The organism is Bacteroides sp. 3_2_5 (genome assembly GCF_000159855.2).
Classification (GTDB): Bacteria; Bacteroidota; Bacteroidia; order Bacteroidales; family Bacteroidaceae; genus Bacteroides; species Bacteroides fragilis.
In genome coordinates this window covers 2,229,903-2,254,047 of the sequence record NZ_JH636044.1, presented here as the reverse complement: position 1 = coordinate 2,254,047, position 24,145 = coordinate 2,229,903, and the positions used below count along the sequence as shown (strand labels likewise).

The 24,145-nt window shown below is 38.3% G+C and carries 24 protein-coding genes; 3 read left to right on the top strand and 21 right to left on the bottom strand.

Annotation, left to right across the window (positions count from 1 at the left end; genetic code table 11):
* Positions 1-10: 10 nt before the first annotated feature.
* From BSHG_RS08835 to gnd, 8 genes are all read right to left on the bottom strand, one after another.
* On the bottom strand, positions 11-1,258 hold the full coding sequence (locus BSHG_RS08835) for a hypothetical protein (protein ID WP_005786888.1): 1,248 nt from the start codon (positions 1,256-1,258) through the stop codon (positions 11-13).
* Positions 1,259-1,629: 371 nt separating this feature from the next.
* Positions 1,630-2,481 carry an urea transporter gene (locus BSHG_RS08840; protein WP_008659646.1) on the bottom strand — a complete coding sequence of 284 codons (852 nt, stop codon included), beginning with the start codon at positions 2,479-2,481 and terminating at the stop codon, positions 1,630-1,632.
* A 160-nt stretch (positions 2,482-2,641) separates the two neighbouring features.
* Entirely contained in the window at positions 2,642-4,708 is a 2,067-nt protein-coding gene (locus BSHG_RS08845; protein WP_008659644.1) for a sugar-binding protein, read from the bottom strand.
* A gap of 282 nt (positions 4,709-4,990) precedes the next feature.
* Positions 4,991-5,305, bottom strand: a complete 315-nt coding sequence (locus tag BSHG_RS08850; RefSeq protein ID WP_005786878.1) for a hypothetical protein — start codon at positions 5,303-5,305, stop codon at positions 4,991-4,993.
* Positions 5,306-5,550: 245 nt separating this feature from the next.
* Positions 5,551-5,775, bottom strand: coding sequence for a DUF6965 family protein (locus BSHG_RS08855; protein WP_005786876.1), 225 nt, complete (start codon positions 5,773-5,775; stop codon positions 5,551-5,553).
* Positions 5,776-6,131: 356 nt separating this feature from the next.
* Positions 6,132-6,848 carry a 6-phosphogluconolactonase gene (pgl, locus tag BSHG_RS08860; protein WP_005786873.1) on the bottom strand — a complete coding sequence of 239 codons (717 nt, stop codon included), beginning with the start codon at positions 6,846-6,848 and terminating at the stop codon, positions 6,132-6,134.
* Positions 6,845-8,341 (bottom strand): glucose-6-phosphate dehydrogenase, encoded by a 1,497-nt coding sequence (gene zwf, locus BSHG_RS08865; protein WP_005800449.1) that lies wholly within the window; start codon positions 8,339-8,341, stop codon positions 6,845-6,847. Before zwf ends, pgl begins: the two co-directional genes overlap by 4 nt.
* Positions 8,342-8,355: 14 nt before the next feature.
* Entirely contained in the window at positions 8,356-9,831 is a 1,476-nt protein-coding gene (gene gnd / locus BSHG_RS08870) for a decarboxylating NADP(+)-dependent phosphogluconate dehydrogenase (protein ID WP_005794816.1), read from the bottom strand.
* A 132-nt stretch (positions 9,832-9,963) separates the two neighbouring features.
* On the opposite strand from gnd, the gene BSHG_RS08875 reads away from it, so the two are divergent.
* A complete protein-coding gene (locus BSHG_RS08875; RefSeq protein ID WP_005808836.1) occupies positions 9,964-11,142 on the top strand; it encodes a dicarboxylate/amino acid:cation symporter in 1,179 nt (392 codons plus the stop codon).
* A gap of 41 nt (positions 11,143-11,183) precedes the next feature.
* On the opposite strand, the gene BSHG_RS23055 is transcribed toward BSHG_RS08875, so the two are convergent.
* Positions 11,184-11,279, bottom strand: a complete 96-nt coding sequence (locus BSHG_RS23055) for a smalltalk protein (protein ID WP_005786866.1) — start codon at positions 11,277-11,279, stop codon at positions 11,184-11,186.
* A 53-nt stretch (positions 11,280-11,332) separates the two neighbouring features.
* Positions 11,333-11,806 (bottom strand): HU family DNA-binding protein, encoded by a 474-nt coding sequence (locus BSHG_RS08880; protein ID WP_005786864.1) that lies wholly within the window; start codon positions 11,804-11,806, stop codon positions 11,333-11,335.
* Positions 11,807-12,216: 410 nt separating this feature from the next.
* Here BSHG_RS08880 and BSHG_RS0220395 point away from each other — a divergent pair, with 410 nt between their 5' ends.
* Entirely contained in the window at positions 12,217-12,459 is a 243-nt protein-coding gene (locus BSHG_RS0220395; RefSeq protein ID WP_011202614.1) for a helix-turn-helix domain-containing protein, read from the top strand.
* The gene (locus BSHG_RS08885) at positions 12,443-12,634 is read left to right on the top strand and encodes a hypothetical protein (RefSeq protein WP_005786862.1); all 192 of its coding nucleotides are present in this window, start codon (positions 12,443-12,445) and stop codon (positions 12,632-12,634) included. Before BSHG_RS0220395 ends, BSHG_RS08885 begins: the two co-directional genes overlap by 17 nt.
* A 159-nt stretch (positions 12,635-12,793) precedes the next feature.
* On the opposite strand, the gene BSHG_RS08890 is transcribed toward BSHG_RS08885, so the two are convergent.
* The 11 genes from BSHG_RS08890 to BSHG_RS08935 form a co-directional block, all read right to left on the bottom strand.
* Positions 12,794-13,744: an MraY family glycosyltransferase gene (locus BSHG_RS08890; protein ID WP_005786860.1), complete on the bottom strand. Its 951-nt coding sequence runs from the start codon at positions 13,742-13,744 to the stop codon at positions 12,794-12,796.
* Between the two features lie 3 nt (positions 13,745-13,747).
* Positions 13,748-14,755 carry an NAD-dependent epimerase/dehydratase family protein gene (locus BSHG_RS08895; RefSeq protein ID WP_008659628.1) on the bottom strand — a complete coding sequence of 336 codons (1,008 nt, stop codon included), beginning with the start codon at positions 14,753-14,755 and terminating at the stop codon, positions 13,748-13,750.
* A 22-nt stretch (positions 14,756-14,777) separates the two neighbouring features.
* Positions 14,778-15,989, bottom strand: coding sequence for a glycosyltransferase family 4 protein (locus tag BSHG_RS08900; protein ID WP_008659626.1), 1,212 nt, complete (start codon positions 15,987-15,989; stop codon positions 14,778-14,780).
* The gene (locus BSHG_RS08905) at positions 15,986-16,849 is read right to left on the bottom strand and encodes a dTDP-4-dehydrorhamnose reductase family protein (protein ID WP_008659623.1); all 864 of its coding nucleotides are present in this window, start codon (positions 16,847-16,849) and stop codon (positions 15,986-15,988) included. Before BSHG_RS08905 ends, BSHG_RS08900 begins: the two co-directional genes overlap by 4 nt.
* Before the next feature lie 19 nt (positions 16,850-16,868).
* On the bottom strand, positions 16,869-17,999 hold the full coding sequence (gene wecB / locus BSHG_RS08910) for a non-hydrolyzing UDP-N-acetylglucosamine 2-epimerase (protein WP_008659621.1): 1,131 nt from the start codon (positions 17,997-17,999) through the stop codon (positions 16,869-16,871).
* Complete coding sequence (locus tag BSHG_RS08915) at positions 17,987-19,009, bottom strand: polysaccharide biosynthesis protein (protein ID WP_008659619.1); 1,023 nt, start codon at positions 19,007-19,009, stop codon at positions 17,987-17,989. Before BSHG_RS08915 ends, wecB begins: the two co-directional genes overlap by 13 nt.
* Before the next feature lie 3 nt (positions 19,010-19,012).
* The gene (locus tag BSHG_RS08920; protein WP_008659616.1) at positions 19,013-20,023 is read right to left on the bottom strand and encodes a glycosyltransferase; all 1,011 of its coding nucleotides are present in this window, start codon (positions 20,021-20,023) and stop codon (positions 19,013-19,015) included.
* On the bottom strand, positions 20,023-21,360 hold the full coding sequence (locus BSHG_RS08925; RefSeq protein ID WP_008659614.1) for a hypothetical protein: 1,338 nt from the start codon (positions 21,358-21,360) through the stop codon (positions 20,023-20,025). The genes BSHG_RS08920 and BSHG_RS08925 overlap by 1 nt, the downstream gene beginning before the upstream one ends.
* A 273-nt stretch (positions 21,361-21,633) precedes the next feature.
* Entirely contained in the window at positions 21,634-22,380 is a 747-nt protein-coding gene (locus BSHG_RS08930; protein WP_008659612.1) for a glycosyltransferase family 32 protein, read from the bottom strand.
* 296 nt (positions 22,381-22,676) lie between these two features.
* A complete protein-coding gene (locus tag BSHG_RS0220390) occupies positions 22,677-23,576 on the bottom strand; it encodes a glycosyltransferase (RefSeq protein WP_008659610.1) in 900 nt (299 codons plus the stop codon).
* Positions 23,577-23,578: 2 nt separating this feature from the next.
* A complete protein-coding gene (locus BSHG_RS08935) occupies positions 23,579-24,145 on the bottom strand; it encodes an SIS domain-containing protein (RefSeq protein WP_008659608.1) in 567 nt (188 codons plus the stop codon).

The window sequence follows — 24,145 nt, the reverse complement described above, 5'->3', positions numbered from 1 at the left end:
TGGTTATTACTTATTTAGACAACGGATTAGCTAAAAAATATTGGGTAACTTTACTTTTATTATAAAACTGCAGAATCTTATTATCATTCAGTTTATCAGGGTCAATTCCACCATCACGATATTTCGCGTTTTCCGGCTTATGAAAACCTAACAGATTCCGATCCGTATATGGCAGCCAATCATTCCCTCTCAAATAAGTATGTAGTTGCCACATGAACTCAGTCCATCCCACTCCACCGGAAGCATAAGTCATGTTACTAGAATGACCATATCCCATACAGTGCATAAATTCATGTGTAATTGATTCCCAACCGCTAAAAGAAGCATAATGACCATAATAATTCCAGTGAGTTACTCCCCACACGTTTCCTCCGCCCAAACCGCCAACAGAGGGTTTAGATCGTCCACAAACAAAGTTATGCGGTTGTTTGAAACGTTTTTCTTCTGATAAATACTTTTCCGGTGTGAACTTAACACGGTTATTATCATAAAGTTCTCCACCAAATATCTTACTAAAATTTCTCATGATAAAAGCATACTCGGGAGTAGTCATCATATAGGCATAATTTGTAATAATGACCACCCACTCACGTGCATAGATGGCACTCAACTCTCGCCATGAACCACTTTCATACCCCGGTTTCCAATCATAATTTGAAAAAGAAATATTCCACTCCGCATCTATTTTAGAAAGCATTTCAAAATGCTTATCATCGCTAAGTAAACGAAATTTCATTCTCTTTTCGTTCAGGCTCGAAAGGGACAGAGTATCCACACCGTTATCCTTTTTATATATGAAATTTCCATTGATCAACGATGGCTTAAACTCAAATTGTGAGAATCCCGGTATGGAGTCCAGATAAGCAATAGGAACATACTGGGAACCACCTTCTACATAGACTTCAAGTGTGAGATCATAAACCGTCTTGGCGGAATAGCTGGTAATTGAAAGCAATTGATCATTTGCTTTTCTAATTTGAAAAAGTTCATTCACTCTGAAAGAGCGCTTGCTCTTATCAGTTACAACTGAAGTAGGTTCTTCAAGAGACAATATTTTCCGGGCATATTCAGCCGGAATTTTATCGTACGTAACTGTATCGATCTTAAAACCGGGACCATCTGATGTCATCAGATTACGCGTAACGGAAGTTGGAGGACCTTGGTCAATATCCATTTCATCGCAAGAGAAGACAACACACAATAAACATAACGAGAAAAAACTAATAATACATTCAGAAAAATTTAAAATCATTTTCATACTCAATTGTTTTTAAAGATAAATATATAATTAAAGGTCTGTTTTTTTAAAATCCGAACATTCTTACACTTTTAATTCCTTTATACTATAAAAACATTTGAAGCAAGGGGCATACTAACCCAAAAGAGGTTAAATAAAAAGGTAAAAAAATAAATAATTTTATCAGTAGTTTTAAAATAAGATACAATCATGAAGTGGTTGTAAATCAGCATTATCTTACTACTGATAAAAATGAAATCTAATATATAATTGGATGGAAACCTTGTAATCTAAAGAATATTATAAAAAGAAAGGCGGCCTGATAAGCCGCCATATCCGTTTTACAACGGTACTAGAAACATCGATACCGCTATTATATCCTATTTAGCTTCTCAGGATTTACTTCTGAAAACACTGAACAGGCCCCCGGTAATCCATACGGAAAAGACAAATGGTGCCGTTAAAGTCACTATGCCCATATGCATACCCGTTAACTGCAGAACGATAGACAGTATGATAGAAAATATCGCTTTGACTACTCCTATGCCTGTCTTATCTCCCAAGGCTATGGCACAAAGTACTCCGTTATATCCTAATAATCCCAAATTCCATGCAGCAAGATCAGTATGTGGATATAAAATCATAAATAAAGGAAGTATTGCACCGGTCAGTGTATACAGAGCATTCATACGAGAATTAATCAGGATCCCTAAAAGAAAAAATAATCCCGAAAGTATATTTCCCTGAAACATCACCTGACCGATATTTAAGCAGAATGAACGGAAAATATCCATTGTTAGTTCAGGCTTTTCCAACGATGAAGATAACAGTAAAGAAGGGTATAGATAATGACACCCAACAAGCAGAAGCCATACAACAAAAATAAAGGGTGCTGTCAGTCCCGATACTCTGTTCTGATAACGAAAACAACGCGCAACCCATGTGGAGAAAGCAGAGCCTGAGATAAGCAATAATATAGATGTAACATTGGTTTCCATAAAGACTCCAATTGCAATACCAACCAATGTCCCATTAAAACCATACAATCCGTTACGAATATCCTCCTTATCATATCCGGATAATGAAGCTGTCAAAGTGCTAACGACTGTACCGAGTACAGATAAAACTGCGAGTTGCCATGAATTAAAAGCAATTCCTAATAACATCAACCCACCGGAGAGAGCATTATTCTGAAACATCACTTGCCCAATTCCACGACCTAATATTAAAATGTTTTTATACATATGTAATTGTTTTTATGCTGCAAATGTATATAATGTCAGCCGAAAAACAAAACAGGGATATTTATCACGGAAATAACATTTTAAGAATCAATATCTTACAAATAGAGGCAGCCTTATCGGGGCCGCCTCTGTTCATAAATACAAAGTACATTCGAATCTTTTATTCCGTCTTTAATCCTTTCTTGTCCAGATAGGCTTTAAACTGATGCAGATATTCGTCTGATGGTCCGTCAAAGAATGAAACACCGGATGCACCGTTATCAAATGCTTCATCCAATGCTTTCTCAAAATCGTTCTTTATATCGGGAAACATCAGTCCGGCATACACTTTCGCACGTCCGTCAACGGTTTTAACACTCTCTTGAACCGAACGCCCGATCCATTCCGGTCCTTCGTAATAAAAACCATTATAGATCATCGGGAAATAAGCATCCAGCGACCAGTTACCCCAATCCTGACGCACCATTTTCTTGGCCATAGAAGGACCGGGGAATACAGCAGCAGAAATTGCTTTCCCATCGGCTTTCACCGCTTTTGTAATTTGGTCGACAACACGACTGATCGCATCCAAGCGGAAATTGATCCATGACTGATCTTCCATCGGGTACTTTAACTCCAACGGATCACGCCCTGTTTGTTCTTTAAATTTAGTACGGCAAACATCACAATAGCAATAATCATATTCAGGATGTTCACTTGTCTGTTCTATTCCATAATTTTTCCACAAGCTGACAGGTAGAACTACATCCGGGAAACGAACATAGTCCAAATGTACTCCATCTACATAGGGTAAATGAGCTATCTTCACATAATCATCTGCCAAATATTGGGCCACTCCTTCATGGTTGGGACAAAGAAAACGGTAATAATCCACATAAGCAGGCTTATCATGCGTAGACTCCCCCTTACGATTCACCGCAAACCAATCGGGATGTACGTTGAGCAATTCGGCACGATTCATTGTCCACTTCCAGAAATGAGCTTCAAGACCGGCTTCCTTACACATGCGGTATAGGTTTTCATCATATCCTTCAAACATCACCCCGCTGATGCCGCACTCTTTAAGCAGGGCAAACCATTGGCGGTAATCCGCTTCACTTTTACTCTTATTTATACGTGTCCACACCCAGTTCTTCACTTGACGCGGAGCAACCTTTTCTGTCCAAAACCGTCCCTCATTATTAATGATGTAACGTCTGCCTTCACCCGGAACAGTAATGGCTATTTGATATGTATTCCGAGTGGCTTCAACCGAGATTTGCGCACCTTGCGGGAGACCCTTCAATTCGGCATCTGTCAGGAAGAAATCCTGTTCCGTACGCAGATAATTTTTCTCTTTCGCATACCTTTCCTGTTGTACATAGAACATAGCCCAAAGCAGTTTATACACAGAAGCATTATACGGTAATGCAAAAGTATGTTCGGGTGTTCCTACTTTCTCGTCAGCAAAAAACAAATATCCCCAACGATCCGGCATATGCATATCAACTTTTCCGGTAGGTGTCCAAACCCAATTTTCTTCAGGTCCTCCTGCCTTCAGCCATTGTACACGTGAAAAATTAATTCGCCAGCAATTACCAGCTTTCAATGGATTATTGAAATTCATAGTCAATGCTTTATGTGGAATAGCCATCTCCACACTCCAATATTTATCTTTGTCTTTCGACTTATTCAGCGTACCTTCGCGATGAATGGCCAACTTTAATCCCGGACAATCCCATTGTACCATAAAGTTTCCACCAGACCGATAAGGCCTGTCCAGCATTAGGTCGAATATGACCCCACGCGCGTTGGTTTCTATTTCAAAATAGTTGTGCCCGTCCCAGTCAGGATCTATGAAAACCTCAAAATCATTATCATAATAAATAATAGTATCCCGCTGTGTAAGACGTGCCTTGATATCATCCTCCTGCAACATCGCCCCTATATAAAGATATTCATCGTCCCACAGCATCTTGGCCGTAGTTTCATATTTAGGTGTAGGAAACCCCTCCCCGCTGATATCTACAAACGGAGCTGTCGGTTTTGCCTTCTGCCACGAAGCTTCATCCAGTTTGCCATCTATTTTCAGTTTACCATCCGTACGATAACACACATATGAACGAGGTTCAGTCAGGAAACGCCCGTATTTCTGAAAAATACTTTGTGCACCGACAGGCAAACTAAAAAAGAAGAAAATAAGAAAAGAAAACTTCATAGCTAAAAAAACAGGTTGTATTTGCTTCATTATTGATTAATTTTAGTTACAGTTTCAAAGATATGAATTATTCTGAAACCTATAAAGAATTCAACCTATAATTATAATTGCAATGAAGCGAATCATAAAACATAGAACACAATGCTTTTATTTCATAGCCAAAAGATTTCTCAAAAGCCGGAAAATTATAAAGAAATGTCCCTCGAACACATCTCCCTGGCTTTTTGTACTGATGAAACTAAAACGCCCCGGCTCTTTCGAGTCGGGGCCTGACATAAATTAAGTTGTGTGCTTTCTTCAAAGATTGGGAAACTATCTATTCAGTATATTCCCTCTTTCATTCAAGAATACAGCCTGTTCATGAAAATCACTCGACAATATAATCACTTTGTAGAGTTTACCCTCCGAACGACTATAAGCAATAAAAGCTTCTTTAATCAGTGCTCCTTCGCAGGATAACTCATCAATCACCGCTTCAGGAAGATTATTAACCTCAATAGGTGTAAAGTCTTCCCGCGAATCTCTTTGTTCCACTTTCGGGGACTTTTTCTTTAGAGGTTCATCTGCTTTTGCTACTGAAAATCCCAATCCCATTACTATTACCAATGCTACTAATACCTTTTTCATAATTCTTGAAAACTTAATTGTTCTAGATCTACTAACTATAACTAAACATCTGAATATTGTTATGCAATGCACATGCCAGACTTGTGTAGATCCGGATCAAATCCTCATTTTCAAAGAATTATATTATAACAGCCTTTATTGAAATAGTGGAATACGAAGAAATATTCCACATTTTCTGTAGAATTTTTCCACAGAAATCAAGTGGGTTACGTACTTTTGCGAAGTTACTTAGGCATCCCCGTACCTCATTTCTCCTCCAGCTTCTCCCTGATACGATAAAGACGAGTTATAGCCGGATTGTAGAAAGCATCGGGATAATGGGCCCTGATACACGATAAATCAGATTCTATACAAAGTTTTACATCAAAAATACGCTCCGCTTTACTCAGTTCCAGTTCCTGAGGCAACTGTGCAGTCTGTGCCCATTCCATTAATTCTTTCACACTCTGTTCGTCAAACTTATATTCCATCTTACTCTTGTTTTTCCGCAAATTTACAACTTAAAGGCCATAAAACAAAGCACCCTCCTCATTTCCTCCCGGTTCAATCCCTACTTATAGTGATTGCCTTCTTCACAATACCTAAATCGAGTGATTGCCCCGCAACACAGAACCAGCTATCTTTGCCAATACATTAATTAGTCATAATTATTACGTAAGTCACATTTAAGTGAGATAAGCCAATCCGGCCGAAGTGATTCTCCCGGATTCCATTTTGTTGAGTTGTTATTTTAATTATCATACTGTTTAATTGTTGTATGTAAATAACGTATTCAAATAGAACGAAAAACGTCCGGCCTGTGAAGGTCGGACGTTTTTTTTATTTCTTATCCGCGAATGACTTTTTCAGCAGCTGCATTATCCATAAATAGTTCCACGTTATCGGCATGATGCGCTATATAGGCGGCCGGTCCGGTATCTCCCGAATAAAAGATATCTTCTACAACCGGACTTTTCACCCTTCCTGTTATCAGGAAGATGATCCTTCGGGCATTCAAAATCGGAAGTCCTGTCAAAGCTATTCTCTTTTGACCGTTATTCGGATTAAAATTCGCCTCATATATATGATCAGTTGAAAGCAATTCCTCCTGTCCGGGAAAGATAGACGACGTATGTCCGTCATTACCTGCTCCCAGCAGCACTACGTCAAATACCGGGAACTCATTCTCCACCGGCACTTCTTTCATCACCAGCTTCGAATAGCGGGCAGCCTCCTTCTTCGGATTCTTCTCCCCCTGTATTCGAAACACATTCTCGTACGGAATAGGTACAATACTCAGCAACAACGACCGCATCATGCCATAATTACTGTCCGAATTTTCGGGAGGCACACAACGTTCATCTACCCAAAACACTTTCAGTCGTTCCCAAGGAGTGATATCCGTATATTCATTCGCCCATAAGTCAAACATCAGTGCCGGAGTGCTTCCACCACTAAACGCGATACAAAAGGTCCTGTCCGGTTCATCTAACATCAGTTTCACCAAATGTAATATCAGTGCACGTGCCGTCTCTATGGACGAAGGAAAAATGTAGGGTTTCATAGCTCGCAATATTGATCTGTGTTTGTTAAGTTCTTGCATGGATTGGTCCATTCGGCACCATGCTCATGCATCATAGCCTCACTCTCCAAAGGTCCCCAAGTTCCAGCAGGATAACCATACAACGGCGCCTCGGGATGTTCATTCCAATAACGCAGAATCGGATCGAAGAAATGCCAGGATGCTTCTACTGCATCACTCCGTGTAAAGAGGGTCTGGTCGCCCAGGATACAGTCTTCTATCAGACGGGCATAGGCATCTCCGCCGGGGACGCCCCCCAACTGATCATAACTGAAATCCATCGTTACCTGTTTGACCTCAAATCCGGGTCCCGGCACTTTCATGCCAAATTTCAACACAATACCTTCATTGGGCTGCAAACGCAATATCAGCTTATTGGCTCTCGGACAATTACCACCCGCGCAATGGAACATCTGATGAGGAGTTTCACGGAAATGCACCACTATCTCAGTCACTTTTGTCGGCATCTGTTTTCCGGTCCTGATATAAAAAGGTACTCCACTCCACCGCCAGTTACTGATACCCAGTTTCATTGCAATATAAGTCTCGGTACGTGAGTCGGGTGAAATATTCTTCTCTTCCCGATACCCCCTTTTATTTCCCCCTGCCGTATATTGCCCCCGGACAATATGTTCACTCAAATCCGTTTCGGTCAAAGGAGTCAGAGACTCGTATACCTTCACCACTTCATTACGGAAATTATCCGCATTAAACACAGCGGGAGGTTCCATAGCAGTCAATGCCACGAGCTGGATCAGATGATTCTGTACCATATCCCTCAGTGCACCCGTAGTATCATAAAAACCGCCGCGTTGCTCGATTCCGAGATTCTCCACGGCGGTCACTTCCACATAATCTATATAATTACGGTTCCATAAAGGCTCAAAAATACCATTGGCAAAACGAAAAGCTAACAGGTTCTGAGCCGTTTCTTTACCTAAGAAATGATCGATTCGGTAAATCTGATGTTCGTCGAATACAGAAGCATAAATTTTATTCAGTTTCTCAGCCGATTCCAGATCATACCCGAATGGCTTTTCAACGATAATTCGTGCACGGCCTTTATTCAGATGCACCGACTTCAGGTGCAACGGAATCACACCATACAATGATGGAGGCGTAGCGAGGTAAAACAGCAGGTCATCCGGCCGGCTATCTCCGCTCAGTTCTTCAATGCGTAGGCGAAGCTGTCCGTATCCGCTTTCCAATGCCGGGTCTATTGCCAGATAGTGAAGATGTCCAACGAAAGCGTCCATCTTCTCCTTATTCTGCTCTTCCGACTTCACAAATTTCTCCATCTCATTATAAATGTAAGTCCGATAGTCCGCATCTTCATAAACCGTACGTCCCACCCCGAGAATTTCAAATTCTTCCGGAAGACGCTTGGCTACATACAACGAATACAATGCCGGCATCAACTTACGCTTCGTCAAGTCACCCGAAGCACCAAAGATAGTCATTACAAATTTACTCATATTTCTTTTTTTGCTTATACATTATACGTACCCGACTTTGTATCTCCTCCGTGTCCTGTCCAGTTTTCATGGAAAAAGACTCCTCGTAACTCATCTTTCCGCTCAAATGTATGAGCACCGAAATAATCGCGCTGTGCCTGTACCAGATTGGCCGGAAGATCAGCCGACACTAACGAATAGAAATAATTCAAAGCCGAAGAGAAAGCCGGAACCGGCAGTTCCTCACGCATGGCTTGTGCCACCAGGTTCTTCCAGCCGGACAACAGACCTTTGATCTCTTCTTCAAAATAAGGGGCCAGCAGCAGATGTTTAGGCTTTTCTTTTGCCTCAAATGCCGCAGCAATATCATTCAGGAAAACACTGCGAATAATACAACCGCCTCTCCACATCCGTGCAATCGAAGCCAGATCGAGGTTCCATCCAAATGTATCGGAAGCACGTTGCAACACCGCAAACCCTTGAGCATACGAAACCAGTTTCGAAGCATACAATGCCGAGAAAATCTCTTTTTCCGTATCTTGTTTATTATATACAGCCATCGAGTGCCTGCATTGATATTGCCGGGCAGCAGCTTCACGCAGTTCCTTCCGGGCCGACAAACTGCGTTCAAAAACGGCCGTAGCAATCAATCCCAGTGGCATACCTAATTCCATGGCATTAATCACCGACCATTTGCCTGTCCCTTTCTGTCCGGCGGCATCCAGGATCTTATCAATCAGATAGGCCCCTGTCTTATCTTTATGGCGGAGTATATTACCTGTAATTTCTATCAGATAACTCCGTAGTTTACCTTCATTCCAACGGGTGAACACAGATGCCATCTCCTCGTTAGTCATATCCAGCAGCTCCTTCATCACCCAATAAGCTTCAGCAATCAACTGCATATCACCATACTCTATCCCGTTGTGTATCATTTTCACAAAATGTCCCGATCCGGCAGGTCCCACCCACTGGCAGCACGGAGTACCATCCGGCGCTTGGGCCGCAATGCTCTGCAAAATCGGTTTCACCTCTTCCCATGCTTTCTCCGAACCGCCCGGCATGATAGAAGCTCCGTTCAAAGCTCCCTCTTCTCCGCCCGAAACACCGGCACCGACGAACAGAAAACCTTTCGACTCTGCCAGTTTCACTCTTCGGTTCGTATCTTCATAATTCGAGTTACCACCGTCAATCAATATATCACCCGGAGAAAGATACGGGAAAAGTTGCTCCATCAGCTCATCCACCGGACTACCGGCACGTACCATCATCATTATCTTACGAGGCAAAGCGATCGATTCTACAAAAGCCTCTATATCCGTGAAGCCCTCTATGTGCTTGCCTTTAGCCCTTCCGTTGATGAAACGTTCCACCACGCCTTCTTCCACACCCGGTACCGTACGATTATACACCGATACGTTCCAACCTCTGCTTTCCATGTTCAGAGCTAAATTTTCTCCCATCACAGCTAAACCAATCAGGCCTATATCTGTTTTATTCTGAGTTGCCATAATTGTAATATGTATCTAAATTGGTTGATTTTTTGTTCTTTTTCTTATTATCTATAACACATATCGAAAATATTTGTTCGGATAGTTTCAGAAAAAAGTATTACTTTTGTAACAAACTGCTAAAACCTCGTAATGAAGAAAATACACATAGGACTTTTGCCACGTATCATCATAGCTATTATACTTGGTATCGCTATCGGAAATTTCCTGCCGACACCTTTGGTACGGCTGTTCGTGACCTTCAACTCCATCTTTGGAGAATTCCTCAATTTCTCCATACCTCTTATCATTCTCGGACTGGTTACCATTGCCATAGCCGATATTGGTAAAGGAGCCGGACGAATGCTACTTGTCACGGCACTCATTGCATATGGTGCCACTCTTTTCTCCGGATTTCTGTCCTACTTCACCGGAGCCGCCATTTTCCCTTCGCTCATTACTCCGGGAGCACCTCTCGACGAAGTGAGTGAGGCGCAAGGAATCCTACCCTATTTCTCTGTTGCCATTCCACCCTTGATGAATGTCATGACGGCACTGGTCCTTGCCTTTACCCTCGGCCTGGGATTGGCAAGCCTGCATAGTGACGCCCTGAAAAACGTAGCACGAGACTTTCAAGAGATCATCGTACGTATGATAAGCGCAGTCATCCTCCCGTTGCTGCCCATTTACATCTTTGGTATTTTCCTCAATATGACACACTCCGGACAAGTATTCTCCATCCTTATGGTGTTTATTAAAATTATCGGTGTCATTTTTATACTACATATTTTTTTGCTGGTTTTTCAATATTGCATTGCGGCATTGTTTGTCCGTAAAAACCCATTCCGCTTGTTGGGACGGATGCTGCCGGCTTATTTCACCGCTTTAGGCACTCAGTCATCAGCTGCCACCATCCCTGTCACACTCGAACAGACCAAGAAGAACGGTGTATCAGCCGATATAGCCGGATTTGTCATCCCGCTTTGCGCCACCATTCATTTATCCGGAAGCACCCTGAAGATTGTGGCCTGTGCTTTAGCCTTAATGATGATGCAGGGCATGCCTTTCGATTTTTCCCTGTTTGCAGGTTTCATTTTCATGCTCGGCATCACGATGATTGCCGCTCCCGGCGTTCCTGGAGGCGCTATTATGGCTTCTTTAGGCATCCTCCAGTCCATGCTCGGTTTCGATGAATCGGCCCAGGCATTGATGATCGCCCTCTACATTGCCATGGACAGTTTCGGTACAGCTTGTAACGTAACCGGTGATGGAGCTATCGCTCTGATTATAGACAAGATCATGGGGAAAAGAAAAACTCCCGAAAGCCTCTAATGGCTATCGGGAGTTCACCCTGTTTGGTTATTAATTCCGTTTTATAATGTCATAGCCTGCCCGCCTATTACACCGGCTACAGCACTTGCCACAGCAATAATCAACTTCAATATAATATTCCATCCCGTTTTCTTCATACTCTTTATCCTCCTTCCGTTGTCAATAATTATTATATCAGCAATAAATTTTATCAGGCTGTCGGATCATCCACAATATCTCCACTACCCGATCCGCCATTAATTGCTCCCCCTATCGCACTGACTTTCTGGAATTCCACTCCCTGAAGCAAAGCACGGGTAGTGCCGATAGCTGCGGGACGAGTATATTCCGGAGTAAACAGACAACGAAGAGCCGCCACCTGATTCGGACTCACCTCTTCCTCTTGATCCACTCCATGCCCTTGTGTACAAGCTTTCATCGTGAAAGTGCCTAATCCCTCCAAACGTACCGAACGGCTATTCAACAATTCTTTACGCATGGCAGTCATCAAGTTACGAATCACATTATGAACATCACCCGGTGTCAACGATGATTTTTCAGCTATTACTTCGGCCAACTGTTGTGAAGTTACCATTTTTCCAACTTTCACCAGAGTCAGGTGCCACTGTTTCTTTCCCTCTTTAGTTTTCAACTGCGATTGTCTCGCTCTATAAAATAAAGGCATAATTTTTCTCCTTCTTTACTAATGTTACTACTACGTTTCATTCATGTTTTGTTGATCAACACTGCAAAGATGAAGATTTACAAATTATCGGCAAAGAAAAAAACGGTCCGGAAAGCAGTTTTCTCAGAAAAACTTATAACACGCTTATTATCTGTATCATAATTCTAAGCTCTTCGTTCAAAACAGGTGCATACACATGTACCCAATATCAGTTAAGTTTTAGTTCATCCGACAAATGCATAGTTCCAGTACAGAAAGTCTCACAATAGTAGTAATATATAGATATTATTTTTAAATTTTGCAATTAAATAGTAATATTCCACCATATATAAGTAAAGAAGACTATATTACCAACCAAGAAATAATGCTACTTTTAGCGAAACGCATAAAGGAGTATAGGCTTGGCACGGATGAGCCAAAAGGAAATGGCGGAGAAATCCGGTGTGAGTCTTGCTACTATAAGCCATTTTGAACAAGGTGTCAATCAGAACATGACCCTGAATAATTTCATATCATTGTTGCGGATAATCGGCATGGAGCAACGTATAAATGATTTACTGCCTGAGTTGCCCATGCCACTAATGGCACTGAAACAACTAAATAAATTCATTCCCAAAAGAGTAAGGAGAAACAATAATGATACAAAATCTTGACGTGTTTTTATGGAATCGGAAAGTGGGTACATTGGTAGCCTATAAGGAGAAATACGTAGACAAGGTAATCAGTGTTGTCAGCAACTACCAGCGATATGCGCACATAGCAGGAGTTGATGCCTATTGGGGGCATCAAATAAAAGAGGAAATCAATGACCGTATTGGGATGTTATAAGCTAAATATAAAAAATGGGAATATCAATGCTATATTGAATATGAATCATTGTAATTACTAGTTACCATTTGTTTTGTAACTCTATTATTTTTCGACTGTAACTTCTTTTATTTTTTAGACTATATTAGATCTATGGTAGGAAGCATAATATTGACAATATCACTTCGCTTGATGCAAGCAAAAGAAACGCTTCATAAATAGAATATAGACCAAACTCAGCGCAATAATGGTACCCGACAAATACCCATATTCATTCCCCGGAAATAGAAAATACCCGACTATAACTACTGCCTGCACCAACATATACACCAACGAAACCACCATGTGAGGAATTTTCAGCTCATTTGCCATAATCTGGTACAAATGTTTCCGATGTGGCAAACCAATATTCTCATGCAACATCAACCGATGAATTATTGTCAGCACACTATCCACCCCATAGACTGCCAACAAGACAATCCAGCTGAAATTTTCCGTACGGATTATCAGCATACCGATCAGAAAGAGGATCACGAAAGCAATGCTAACCGAACCTACATCCCCCGCAAAACACTTTGCCTGTTTCCGGAAATTGAAGAAGTTAAAGACCAACACAGCACAAAGCATGGTATAAATCAAAGTCGGCTCTACAAATGGAACATATACCCCATTTATAAATGCTAATGCCGTCAGCACCACCAACGAGTATCCACCTGTAATGCCATTAATACCATCCATAAAATTATAGGCATTGATAATCCCTGTGCAAACAATCAAAGCAACCACAATGGTCCACCAAGGCAAACTGAACAACCCCCATTGATAGAACATCAAAGCCATCGCCGTAAAATGAAACACCAAACGTAACCCCTGAGAAGTAGAACGAATGTCGTCTACAAAACTGATAAAAGTAATCAATGTCAGAGCCAGCATAAACCAAGGATACTCAAACTGATTCGTCAGAAAGTAAGCTAATGCGCCAAAGAAGAAAATGATTCCTCCCCCTCTCAAAGTGATCCGGGTGTGCGAACTCCGCTCGTTCGGTTTATCGATGATATTGCATTTATCAGCAATACGGAAATAAAAAAGTTCTGCCAGAAATAGCAGAACCAGGATTATTAAATAGTACATAACTTATTTAGTTTCTTCAAATGAACGAATGGTTTTAATCAACCCCTCTTTAGCTGTCACAGGCATTTTATCAATCCCGAGAGCAGCTTTGATCTTAGCATTACTTACCACATAATTCTCTGTCAGTTTACGAAGCCTTTCCGTATTCAGTGGCAAATGGAGTAAAGTTCCCAGTCCGGCACATCCTTCCATAAAGCCCTTATTCATCTTCCAGATATGGGGCTGTTTTCCCATTGCCTCACACATGATGGCAATCAACTCATTTGTTGATAAAGCTTCATCATCCCCCATGTGATAAATGCCCGTAGGTACCTCTTTAGTCAATAATCCCTCAATCACATAGCATAGGTTATCAATTGAAGTAAACGAACGACGATTTTCGAAGTCACCCAATGGCCAGGGAATTCCTTTCTTCACCACATTATACAATAGATTCAGATTTCCTTTATTCCCCGGACCATGAATCATACAAGGTCTTAATATATAAACCTGTTTTTCTGTAACCGAAGTCATCTCCCGAAAAGGAGAACACTCGCAGGAGGAGACAGTGGGAAATGCAAAATGTTCCTTTATATACTCTTCAGCTCTTATTTTACTTTCCCCATAAGGACCAACAGGAGCCGGAATAACATCCTCAGTAAGCATATCTCCCACTACACTATCAGCCGCAGCTTTTACTGAACTAAAAAATATGAATTTCTTCGCAGAAGACTCCAAAAAGAAATCAAATATCTTTTGAGTCAGACCGGTATTAATATCAAAATAAGACTGAGCAGCTGATTGGTTTTTCGTATCATGAGCCTTTCCGGCAAGATGAATGATTGCATCAAATTGGGAGAGAATTTGTAATGGGAATGACTCTGGATCAATATCTTTCCAACAAAATGTTTTCAGTACACCTTCTCTTGTCGAACACACAATATCAAGTCCGTAAAGGTTGTGTTTAATTTTTAAATTATTAATCAGATTAGTGCCTACAAATCCATAAGCCCCTGTAATAAGAATATTCATTTAATTCCATTATTAAAATAAATCACTCAGATTGAAAAACTTCTATTAAATTATCAATTATCTTTTTCTTTGCAAAAAATAATTGATAATATTCCTTCCCGGCTCTCCCTTTTTCATACAGCATATTTTTATCCATTCGAGATAATCTTTTCACATTGTTTGCCAACGATTCAAAATCTCCGGCATTAGCTGTAAAGCCGCAGTTTGCCTCCTTTATTATTTCATTACCAATACCATTTATCATAGAAATAATAGGTTTCCCAAAAGCCATATAAGATTGTATCTTTGATGGAATAGTTAAAGAGAAAATATTCTGGTCTTTTAAAGAGACAAGCATTACATCTGCATGAATAAATAGATCCGGCATGTCTTCCAAAGGATAGCGTCCTAATAAAAAAACAGTATCACATAAATTCAACTCTTTAACTTGCTGCTCTACAAACTCTTTTTTTCGTCCATCGCCAACAATTACCCACTTAATATCTTTATACTCTTTGGTCCGAATAGCAGCTTTCAATATTGAATCAAAATCTTGGGCCTCTCCTATATTACCAGCAAACATTACAACAAATCCATCAGGGATCAACGACTTAAAATGTTCCTTATTAATCAAAGAATCATCAGTGAACAAATCTTCAGCCCAGTTAGGAATATAACTAATTTTATGCTTATAATCTCCTTTTTGCAGTATGGACTGACTAAAGGCTTCCGACTGTATACAAATCCCATCGACTTTTTGATAGATACTTTGTACCATCTTAGTTAACATCCGATATACTAAACCAGAATTCATCTTACCCGCAGCGGACACACTTTCAGGCCACAAATCCTGAACCCAAAGATAAGCACGGCTACCAAACAGCTTTTTGTGAAGTAGAGCTGCATACACCTGAGTAATAGGAGAAATTGCAAATGTTAAAGAAACATCAAACTTTCGCTTATGAAAAAGTATATATAAACAAGAAAACAATACAAAAGACAAATAATTCAATGCCAAACGCAACCCTGAACCTTTACCACGAGGTATTAACGGAACACGAATCAGTTCAATACCTTTATAATATTCTTTTTTATAGCCCCAAAAGCTATATCCCTTATAAATAGCCCCTTGAGGATAATTAGGTTTTCCTGTTAAGACTGTCACTTCGTTACCCCGTAATACAAGCTCTTGCGCCAAATCATTAACACGAAATGTCTCTGGCCAGAAGTATTGGGAAACCAATAATATTTTCATAAATATAGAGTTCGGTATAGCTCCTGTTTATTCTGCATCCAATCATATTGTTCCCGAAGCATCTCTTCATATCCGGGTACAACATAACTAAATCTTGCGGACTTTGCGATCGACTTATCAATTCCATTTCCATCAAATGGCAGGATCTCAACATCTCGTTTGTGCCATATACGGGAAAACAGATGTAACAAATCATATTTACTTATACCAAGGCCATTACTCAGTTGTATTAAACCGGTTACTCCCTGATCGATGGCCACATCAATGGCTTTCGCCAATTCCAGAGTGGTCACACCTCCCCAAATAGCAGTCTGGAAACCATTCACACAACCATGCTGATGCATAAACCAATGAAACAAGCCTTCGCCATTCTCCTTCAATTCAGGACCTATGATAGAAGTACGGATTGTCAGATCTTTGTCATTGATTATCTCACCGAGTGCTTTGCTACGACCATAAACATCGTCAGCATCCCGGATATCAGTTTCTGAATAGTTACCTTTTTTACCGGAGAAAACACAATCCGTACTGATATGAATCAACTTTGCTCCCACTTCATCCGACAGTTTCTTGAGCAAATGAGGGAACCATGCATTTATCAGAATAGCATTGTCCGGATGTTCTCTGGAACCTCTTATCAATACGCCAATACAATTCAGGATAAAATCAGGACGGACTTCACGAACGAGCTGACTGACAGCATCCCCATCCGTCACATCCACAACAATACTATCATCAGTCAATTGGGTACGATAAACTACATTCACAAGATCGTATTTCCCCGTACATTGCAGATAATAATAAGCCATATGCCCGGCCATACCTGTGGCGCCGAACAACAGAATCTTCTTTTTAACCATAAAAAATAAAAAACAGGAACTAGATTTCTTTATGCCAAACCGTACGGTTGATATAATCTGTATAGGAAAGAATGATACGGACTACTTTTTTAGATACATTATCCGAAGCATAATCAGGAATAGAGTGAATTACGTCTGCACCTTCTGCATACTGGGAAGTTACAATTTCGATAGACTCCAGAATACGGTCACTATTCAATCCGGTCATGATCAGCGTCCCTTCATCCATACCTTCAGGTCGCTCGTGTGCCTGACGGATAGTTATAGCCGGAAAATGAAGAATAGAAGATTCCTCCGTGATCGTACCACTGTCAGAAATAACACAAAAAGCATTCTGTTGAAGTTTGATATACTCCATGAAGCCAAAAGGTTTCATAAACTCAATCATCGGATTGGAATTAATAAAGCCAATAGATTCCAACTTTTTGCGGGTACGGGGGTGGGTGGAAACAATCACCTTTTTATGATATTTGTCTACAATGGCGTTCAGAGAAGAAAGCAGGTCGGAAAAGTTCTTCTCGGAATCCACATTTTCCTCACGATGCGTACTTACAATAAAGTAATCACCTTTTTTCAACCCCTCTTTTTCTAAAACATCATTCTCTTCTATTTCCGCCTTATGATAGATCAAAACCTCTGTCATTGGCGATCCTGTTTTGATCACGGTCTCCGGACGTAACCCTTCAGCCAGCAAGTATTTACGTGCATGCTCTGAAAGAGGCATATTGATATCACTCAAATGATCCACAATCTTACGATTGATCTCTTCAGGAACACGCTGGTCAAAACAGCGGTTACCAGCCTCCATATGAAAAATAGGAATCTTACGCCGTTTTGCGGAAATCACGGAAATACAGCTATTAGTATCACCATACAACAATAAAGCATCCGGTTTCACTTGGTCCATCAATTCATCCGATTTACGGATTACATTGGCTATCGTCTCTGCGGCATTCTTTCCGGCAGCATCCAGAAAATAGTCCGGCTTACGGATGCGAAGTTCCTGAAAAAAGATTTCATTCAGTTCATAATCGAAATTCTGACCGGTATGGACCATAATATGTTCAGTGTATTTGTCCAACTCAGCCATCACACGACTCAACTTTATGATCTCAGGACGAGTTCCGACAATCGTCATTACTTTAAGCATACATCCTCCTTTATCATATCAAGTTTCAATAACAACTGTTTCATACCGTCCACATCCAAACGATGGGTATTATGTGAATGGTAGTCCTCGAATTTAGAGACCTTCTCTTGGCCTTCCACAAAATATTTATCATAATTAAGATCACGGGCATCACAAGGTATCCGATAATAATTACCCATATCTTCCGCCTTGGCCATTTCCTCACGAGTCACTAATGATTCATAAAGTTTCTCACCATGGCGTGTACCGATAACACGTACGGGGGTATCTATTTTGTAAAGTTCCTTTAAAGAACGGGCTAAGGTATCAAGAGTAGCTGCAGGTGCTTTTTGGACAAACAAGTCGCCATTATGCCCATGCTGAAAAGCATAAATCACCAGATCAACTGCATCATCCAGTGTCATCATAAAACGGGTCATGTTCGGATCGGTTATTGTGATATCCTTGCCGGCCTTCATTTGCTCCACCCACAAAGGGATCACTGATCCGCGGCTTGCCATCACATTGCCATAACGGGTACAGCAGATGGTAGTTTGACCACCCTCTCCCATTTGACGTCCTTTAGCAATAGCGACCTTTTCCATCATGGCCTTACTGATCCCCATGGCATTGATAGGATAACAAGCCTTATCCGTCGAGAGCACAACTACATTCTTGACTCCATGCTCGATGGCTGAATCAAGCACATTCTCAGTACCTAATACATTTGTCCGAACAGCTTGAACAGGGAAAAACTCACAAGAGGGAACCTGTTTCAGTGCAGCAGCATGGAAAATATAGTCCACCCCATTCATCACTCCATCCACAGAACGTTTATCACGTACATCACCAATGTAGAATTTCACCTTCTTATTTTGAAGGTGATGGCGCATATCGTCTTGCTTCTTTTCATCACGGGAAAAGATACGGATCTCTTTGATATCGGAATCCAAAAATCTTTTCAATACAGCATTACCGAAAGAACCTGTTCCACCGGTAATTAAAAGGGTCTTGTCTTTAAAAAGGGACATAGTTTAAATTAATAAATCTACTAAACCTGATAAATTATTAGTTATTGTCAATTGAGATTTTTGTCCACATCCACGTTCATAATCAATAATAGCATTAACGACATTATCTACTTCAAATGAACTAAAAACAACAGAAGGTATACAAACAGAATGTATGTAAGGTAAATCTGGACCAATCACATCACATCCTGCAGTTAAAGCCTCTATGATTCCAAGTCCAAAACTCTCATTTAATGACGGATATATTGTAGCTTTAGAACAATTATATAACTTTTGAATATTACTTTTTTCCAATGATCCATGATTAATAATCTTCACTCCATTTTTTAGAGCCTTTTCTAGTTCTTGTTCTAAATCAATTGGATAATTTGATAAAGTTAAGTGCAAAGTTAAATTGAAGCCTAATTCATGTAACTTCTCCCATACTTTTATCAGTAAAAAATGCTGCTTAGTAGGAGTATAATTGGCTACATATACATAATCTCTTCGACAGAATGCTTCATTAATAGAAGTGCCGTAACTTTGCCAAAAAGGATAGAGGAATATCTTTGTCAATGGTTTATCAAACATACATTGCATATTTTTTTGCATATTTATTGTTTGAACCAACCAATAATCAGTATTCACACTACATAATCGAATAATTATTTGCTTTAACTTAGTTATAACACCTTCTTTTTTAGATAAATGTTTAAAAGGAATATTCAATAAATTAATATTATGAAAATAAGTATAAACTATTGCATTTACTTTTATTGGTGGTGGAACATTTCCAAAACACAATATCTTACTAAAGGTGTTTCTATGATGAAGATAAAAAGCAAACCGTTGTATCATAGATGGATCAGAAAATGAATATCTTCCTCTAACTATCTTACTATACAATGTTTTTTCACAACGACTATCTAATAAATAATGAACATCAATGTCCAAACTTTCAAGTTTTGAGATTAAAGTAAATAGCAATTCTAATCCACCGCTATTATTAATGTAAACAGCATCAATTAACAACATTATTTACAAGTTCTTTTTCTTATAGAAGAATAAAACAAAAGAATAAACAAAGTAGGAATTATCACTTGAGATAATTGCAAAAAAATTTCCGAAACCCAGATTTTAGGATCATTATATCCCCATGGTTTAAAAACTACCATTAAAAAGCACGGGGCTAATAAAGCAAACTGACGAAATAATTTTATTGATAAAAAAACATATATAGCAGGAATAATACTGAATAAAATAAGTCCAAAAATATGAAGTTCCCAATATGCATGGGCTGCAGTTGAGAATTCAACCATATTAGTATCTATATGCGTTATTTCAGCTTGAGTTTTATACATTCCCATAGAATACAAATCACCATCTACACTACATGGAACTGGTTTATCTTCCATTAAACTTCTTGGAATTGGTGAATATAAAGAATTCAATATAGGATTCCAACCTGCCATATAGCCACGATCAACCATCCGATAGAAACCTGTACTATAATGAGTTAGTGCACCAAATCTAAAATCAATTTCATCTAATAAGCTTCTTTCCCCATCATTTTTTGAATTATTTATTGACTGTATGATTTCTATTATATCGAGGCTCTTATTACTTCGGATAAATGTCATTCCACCTTGAAAAAGTCCTAGCGCTCCCAGTAAAATCACAGAAATCAATAACATTCTCTTTAAATTAGAACGATTCAAACTATAAGCACAAAAAAGTACCCAAAACACTGGCCAAAACAATTTACCTCTGATGCCACTCGCAAATCCAATAAGCAAATATACCAACGTAACCAAACAAGCTATAACAAAAAGTGTATTACCCCAATAACGGCTTCCAATAGCCACAATAAAAAAACAAGCAACAGATCCAATAACAGAAATCAATGGTTCAAACATCCATAACGAGTCACAAAAAGACAAAGAAATTATTTGAGTATTATTTAATAAAAAGCAAACATACAATAATAAAATCCCCAACATAATTTTTTTTAGAGTCTTATCAACTCGTATAATCAAAGATAAATCCTTCTTATTCCTTTTACAAAGAATATAAAATGTAATATAATAAATAAAATGTGAAAACACCTCTACCATGTATACAGTTGAAATCTCTGAAGGTAGAACTCTATCTATATTTTGATTCTTCCAATTTAAAAGTAAATGAGTTATAGTAGGCAATACATAATATAATATAATACGTAAACAAAAAAGTGAAAACAATAAATCAGCAAAAAAGGTATTAGAAGATGTTTTCAACACTAATTTACTACATACATTCCAAAAAAAAACGTTCATAAAAATAAGAACGGTAGAAGATGCTATCAAAACTACAGCACTCAAAAAATCTTCCATAAATAAAACAATAGAATATCTGTCCTATTCCTTAATACATATTATCAATACTCAACACATCATTTTTTAGGATACAATGATTTATTAATTCTCATTAAAAGCTAGCTATATACTGCAGTCGAAATCTTAATTCTCTTGTTTATAATGCTAGTATAATCCCTATGGATACATTTTTGACAGCATAATTTCCTCACAACTTCTTAGAATTCTTTTATATATAAATTTTAAATTACACGACACACAAGTAACATTTTATAACATCAAATTAATTTGTCACACATTTATATAAAATCTTCTCAATCTAAAATATATTTTCTTTAATAACATTGGCAACCTGTAATTATTATATAAATATGAGGTTAATTTATGAATTCTAGATTTAGGAATCCAACTATTATTACAGAAGTGCATTGCGACCGATTGTTTAGTCCAATAAATAGGATGTCCTGCAAAAACAGACGCTGGATAAATTGCGATATTTGGTTCTAAAAGCTGGAATTGGTTTATCCTTTTAAGGCCATATTTATCAGCATACATTGCAATAATATCAGGAGCAATAGGTTTTATAGATAAAGATCCATCTTCTTTAATAAAGTGACGATTTTCATAATACGACAAACAATCTTTAACAAAAGGATTATGTACCTCGGCTCCCATTATTGCAGCCTGAATACCAAAATCTAAATGACCTTCCAACCCTTGCTGAATATCAATTGAAGATACAAATCCATGATTTAGAAATGCATCAAAACGTTTGAAAACTCTCACATCAGAATCTAAATAAAACCCGCCATAATTATATAATGCAAATAATCTAATATAATCAGCAGCAAAAGCCCATTTTCTTTTTTCATACGCCTCTTTAGCAAAAGGTGACAAATTAAGATCAAATCTATTTACATCCCAACAAATGATTTGATAATCTGGCATAATCTTTCGCCAAGAACGAATACAACCTTGAATAAATGGAGATTGTTTCTCCTTACTCAGCCAACAATAATGTATAATTTTAGGTATCATTAGTTTACTATTTTAAAATAAGCTTTTTCAAAATAAAAAATCCAACTCTATAATGATTCATATAATAAATGCCTCTTAGTCCCAATACAACACTAGCACTATTCTATAATCAAGCCTCTTGCCTTCCATTTCTTTCCATGAATGCACTCTCCAAAAGATATAAGACACCTTCCTAGGAATATTAATTGCTCATCAAGCTATTTCTTCCAAAAGTTCAAATCATACGATACATCCTAATACTAATATAGAAATCGTTTTTAGTAGAACGTAGTTAATTGATAAACATCAAGTGTTTTTTATTTAACATATAAAAAGCCAAACACATTTTTTATGGAAATAACAAATTTTACAACAAAAATATTCAACGGTAGAAATTTAAATATAATTTTCAGGAAAGAAAACAACCGAATTTTCCTTTTAGATGACATGTGAGAGATGATTCTATTTTTAGGTAAATTTGTACTTATAAAATCATTTATTTCAATTATATCAATTTCTGAAATAATAGGTTTTATAAAATATGACTCTAATTTCCTCCCCAATTTTTTATTAAAGTTATCATCTAATGTGTGTGACAAAGAATCTTGCAATAATCTATATTTAATAAGTGGTTCTTTAAATATATAAAACTCCCCCATTAGCCTCATTCTATTCCAAAGAAAATAGTCTTCAGCTCTAAGTAAAGGTTGATATCCGCCAGCTTTTACATACGCATCTTTCTTCATCATTACAGTAGGGTGAGCTATTAAATAAACCTTCTCTTGTATAATTCTCTTATTTGTATAGGGAAAACTATAACCAACTATAGAATCATCCTCATTTATATAAATCACAGGGCTCGCAACTAAAATAAGGTTAGGTATAGAATGGAATATCTTTAATTGCTTCTCAAAACGTGTATTAATAGCAATATCATCAGAATCCATTCTAGCAATGAACTTACCAGAAGCAATTTGACAGCCTAATTGTAAAGCCGCTCCAATCCCACGACCCTCATCTTGAATAACCTTTATTCTTCTATCTTGCTTTTTGTATTCATCCAAAATATCTAAAGTGCCATCAGTAGAATTACCATCTACAATAATTAGCTCGAAATTAGAATAAGTCTGTTCTAATACACTGTCAATAGCTTTCTTTATATACTTTTTACTGTTATAAGATGGCATTATAACAGAAACTAATGGAGCTATATTCATTGCTAACACTTATTATTACTTAATATTTTCATCATACAATGGTCTAGCACCATATGAATATCTTCTGTTATTTGCATATCATTAACGGGGACATGTACACTATATTGGACTATTTTTTTCAATATTCCTCCATCATACCCAGTCAGTCCAACTGTAATCCCTCTATTGATATTTGCATATTCAATAGCTCTCAAAACATTTTTAGAATTTCCAGAACCCGAAATTCCTATAACAACATCATTAGGCTGAAAAAAATTTTTCAATTGTTCAATAAAAATATCTTCAAAAGATAAATCATTTGCATAGGCCATAAGAGAAGGTATATTATCATTCAAACATACAAATTTGAACTTCTTATTATGTTCAAAAGAAACTCCTTTATTAAAATCACAAACATAATGAGAGGCTGTAGCAGATGACCCTCCATTTCCCATGATAAATACAGTTCGTCCTGCATCCTTGGCTTCGACCAAAATATTCATCAACGCATTTAACTCTTCAAGAGAAATATTATCAATAGTTTTTTTTAGCTTGTTGAAATAAACTATTATATCATTTTTGTAATCCAT

Bases quoted from the DNA above. Each gene is read 5' to 3' on its own strand.
- BSHG_RS08840 (WP_008659646.1), bottom strand. From the start codon at position 2,481: ATGTATAAAAACATTTTAATATTAGGTCGTGGAATTGGGCAAGTGATG.
- BSHG_RS08880 (WP_005786864.1), bottom strand. From the start codon at position 11,806: ATGCCTTTATTTTATAGAGCGAGACAATCGCAGTTGAAAACTAAAGAG.
- BSHG_RS23055 (WP_005786866.1), bottom strand. From the start codon at position 11,279: ATGAAGAAAACGGGATGGAATATTATATTGAAGTTGATTATTGCTGTG.
- BSHG_RS0220395 (WP_011202614.1), top strand. From the start codon at position 12,217: ATGAGCCAAAAGGAAATGGCGGAGAAATCCGGTGTGAGTCTTGCTACT.
- wecB (WP_008659621.1), bottom strand. From the start codon at position 17,999: ATGCTTAAAGTAATGACGATTGTCGGAACTCGTCCTGAGATCATAAAG.
- BSHG_RS08875 (WP_005808836.1), top strand. From the start codon at position 9,964: ATGAAGAAAATACACATAGGACTTTTGCCACGTATCATCATAGCTATT.
- BSHG_RS08890 (WP_005786860.1), bottom strand. From the start codon at position 13,744: ATGTACTATTTAATAATCCTGGTTCTGCTATTTCTGGCAGAACTTTTT.
- BSHG_RS08895 (WP_008659628.1), bottom strand. From the start codon at position 14,755: ATGAATATTCTTATTACAGGGGCTTATGGATTTGTAGGCACTAATCTG.
- BSHG_RS08915 (WP_008659619.1), bottom strand. From the start codon at position 19,009: ATGTCCCTTTTTAAAGACAAGACCCTTTTAATTACCGGTGGAACAGGT.
- BSHG_RS08845 (WP_008659644.1), bottom strand. From the start codon at position 4,708: ATGAAGCAAATACAACCTGTTTTTTTAGCTATGAAGTTTTCTTTTCTT.
- BSHG_RS0220390 (WP_008659610.1), bottom strand. From the start codon at position 23,576: ATGAATATAGCTCCATTAGTTTCTGTTATAATGCCATCTTATAACAGT.
- BSHG_RS08920 (WP_008659616.1), bottom strand. From the start codon at position 20,023: ATGTTGTTAATTGATGCTGTTTACATTAATAATAGCGGTGGATTAGAA.
- BSHG_RS08850 (WP_005786878.1), bottom strand. From the start codon at position 5,305: ATGAAAAAGGTATTAGTAGCATTGGTAATAGTAATGGGATTGGGATTT.
- BSHG_RS08930 (WP_008659612.1), bottom strand. From the start codon at position 22,380: ATGATACCTAAAATTATACATTATTGTTGGCTGAGTAAGGAGAAACAA.
- BSHG_RS08885 (WP_005786862.1), top strand. From the start codon at position 12,443: ATGATACAAAATCTTGACGTGTTTTTATGGAATCGGAAAGTGGGTACA.
- BSHG_RS08925 (WP_008659614.1), bottom strand. From the start codon at position 21,360: ATGGAAGATTTTTTGAGTGCTGTAGTTTTGATAGCATCTTCTACCGTT.
- zwf (WP_005800449.1), bottom strand. From the start codon at position 8,341: ATGAGTAAATTTGTAATGACTATCTTTGGTGCTTCGGGTGACTTGACG.
- BSHG_RS08835 (WP_005786888.1), bottom strand. From the start codon at position 1,258: ATGAAAATGATTTTAAATTTTTCTGAATGTATTATTAGTTTTTTCTCG.
- gnd (WP_005794816.1), bottom strand. From the start codon at position 9,831: ATGGCAACTCAGAATAAAACAGATATAGGCCTGATTGGTTTAGCTGTG.
- BSHG_RS08935 (WP_008659608.1), bottom strand. From the start codon at position 24,145: ATGGATTACAAAAATGATATAATAGTTTATTTCAACAAGCTAAAAAAA.
- pgl (WP_005786873.1), bottom strand. From the start codon at position 6,848: ATGAAACCCTACATTTTTCCTTCGTCCATAGAGACGGCACGTGCACTG.
- BSHG_RS08855 (WP_005786876.1), bottom strand. From the start codon at position 5,775: ATGGAATATAAGTTTGACGAACAGAGTGTGAAAGAATTAATGGAATGG.
- BSHG_RS08905 (WP_008659623.1), bottom strand. From the start codon at position 16,849: ATGGTTAAAAAGAAGATTCTGTTGTTCGGCGCCACAGGTATGGCCGGG.
- BSHG_RS08900 (WP_008659626.1), bottom strand. From the start codon at position 15,989: ATGAAAATATTATTGGTTTCCCAATACTTCTGGCCAGAGACATTTCGT.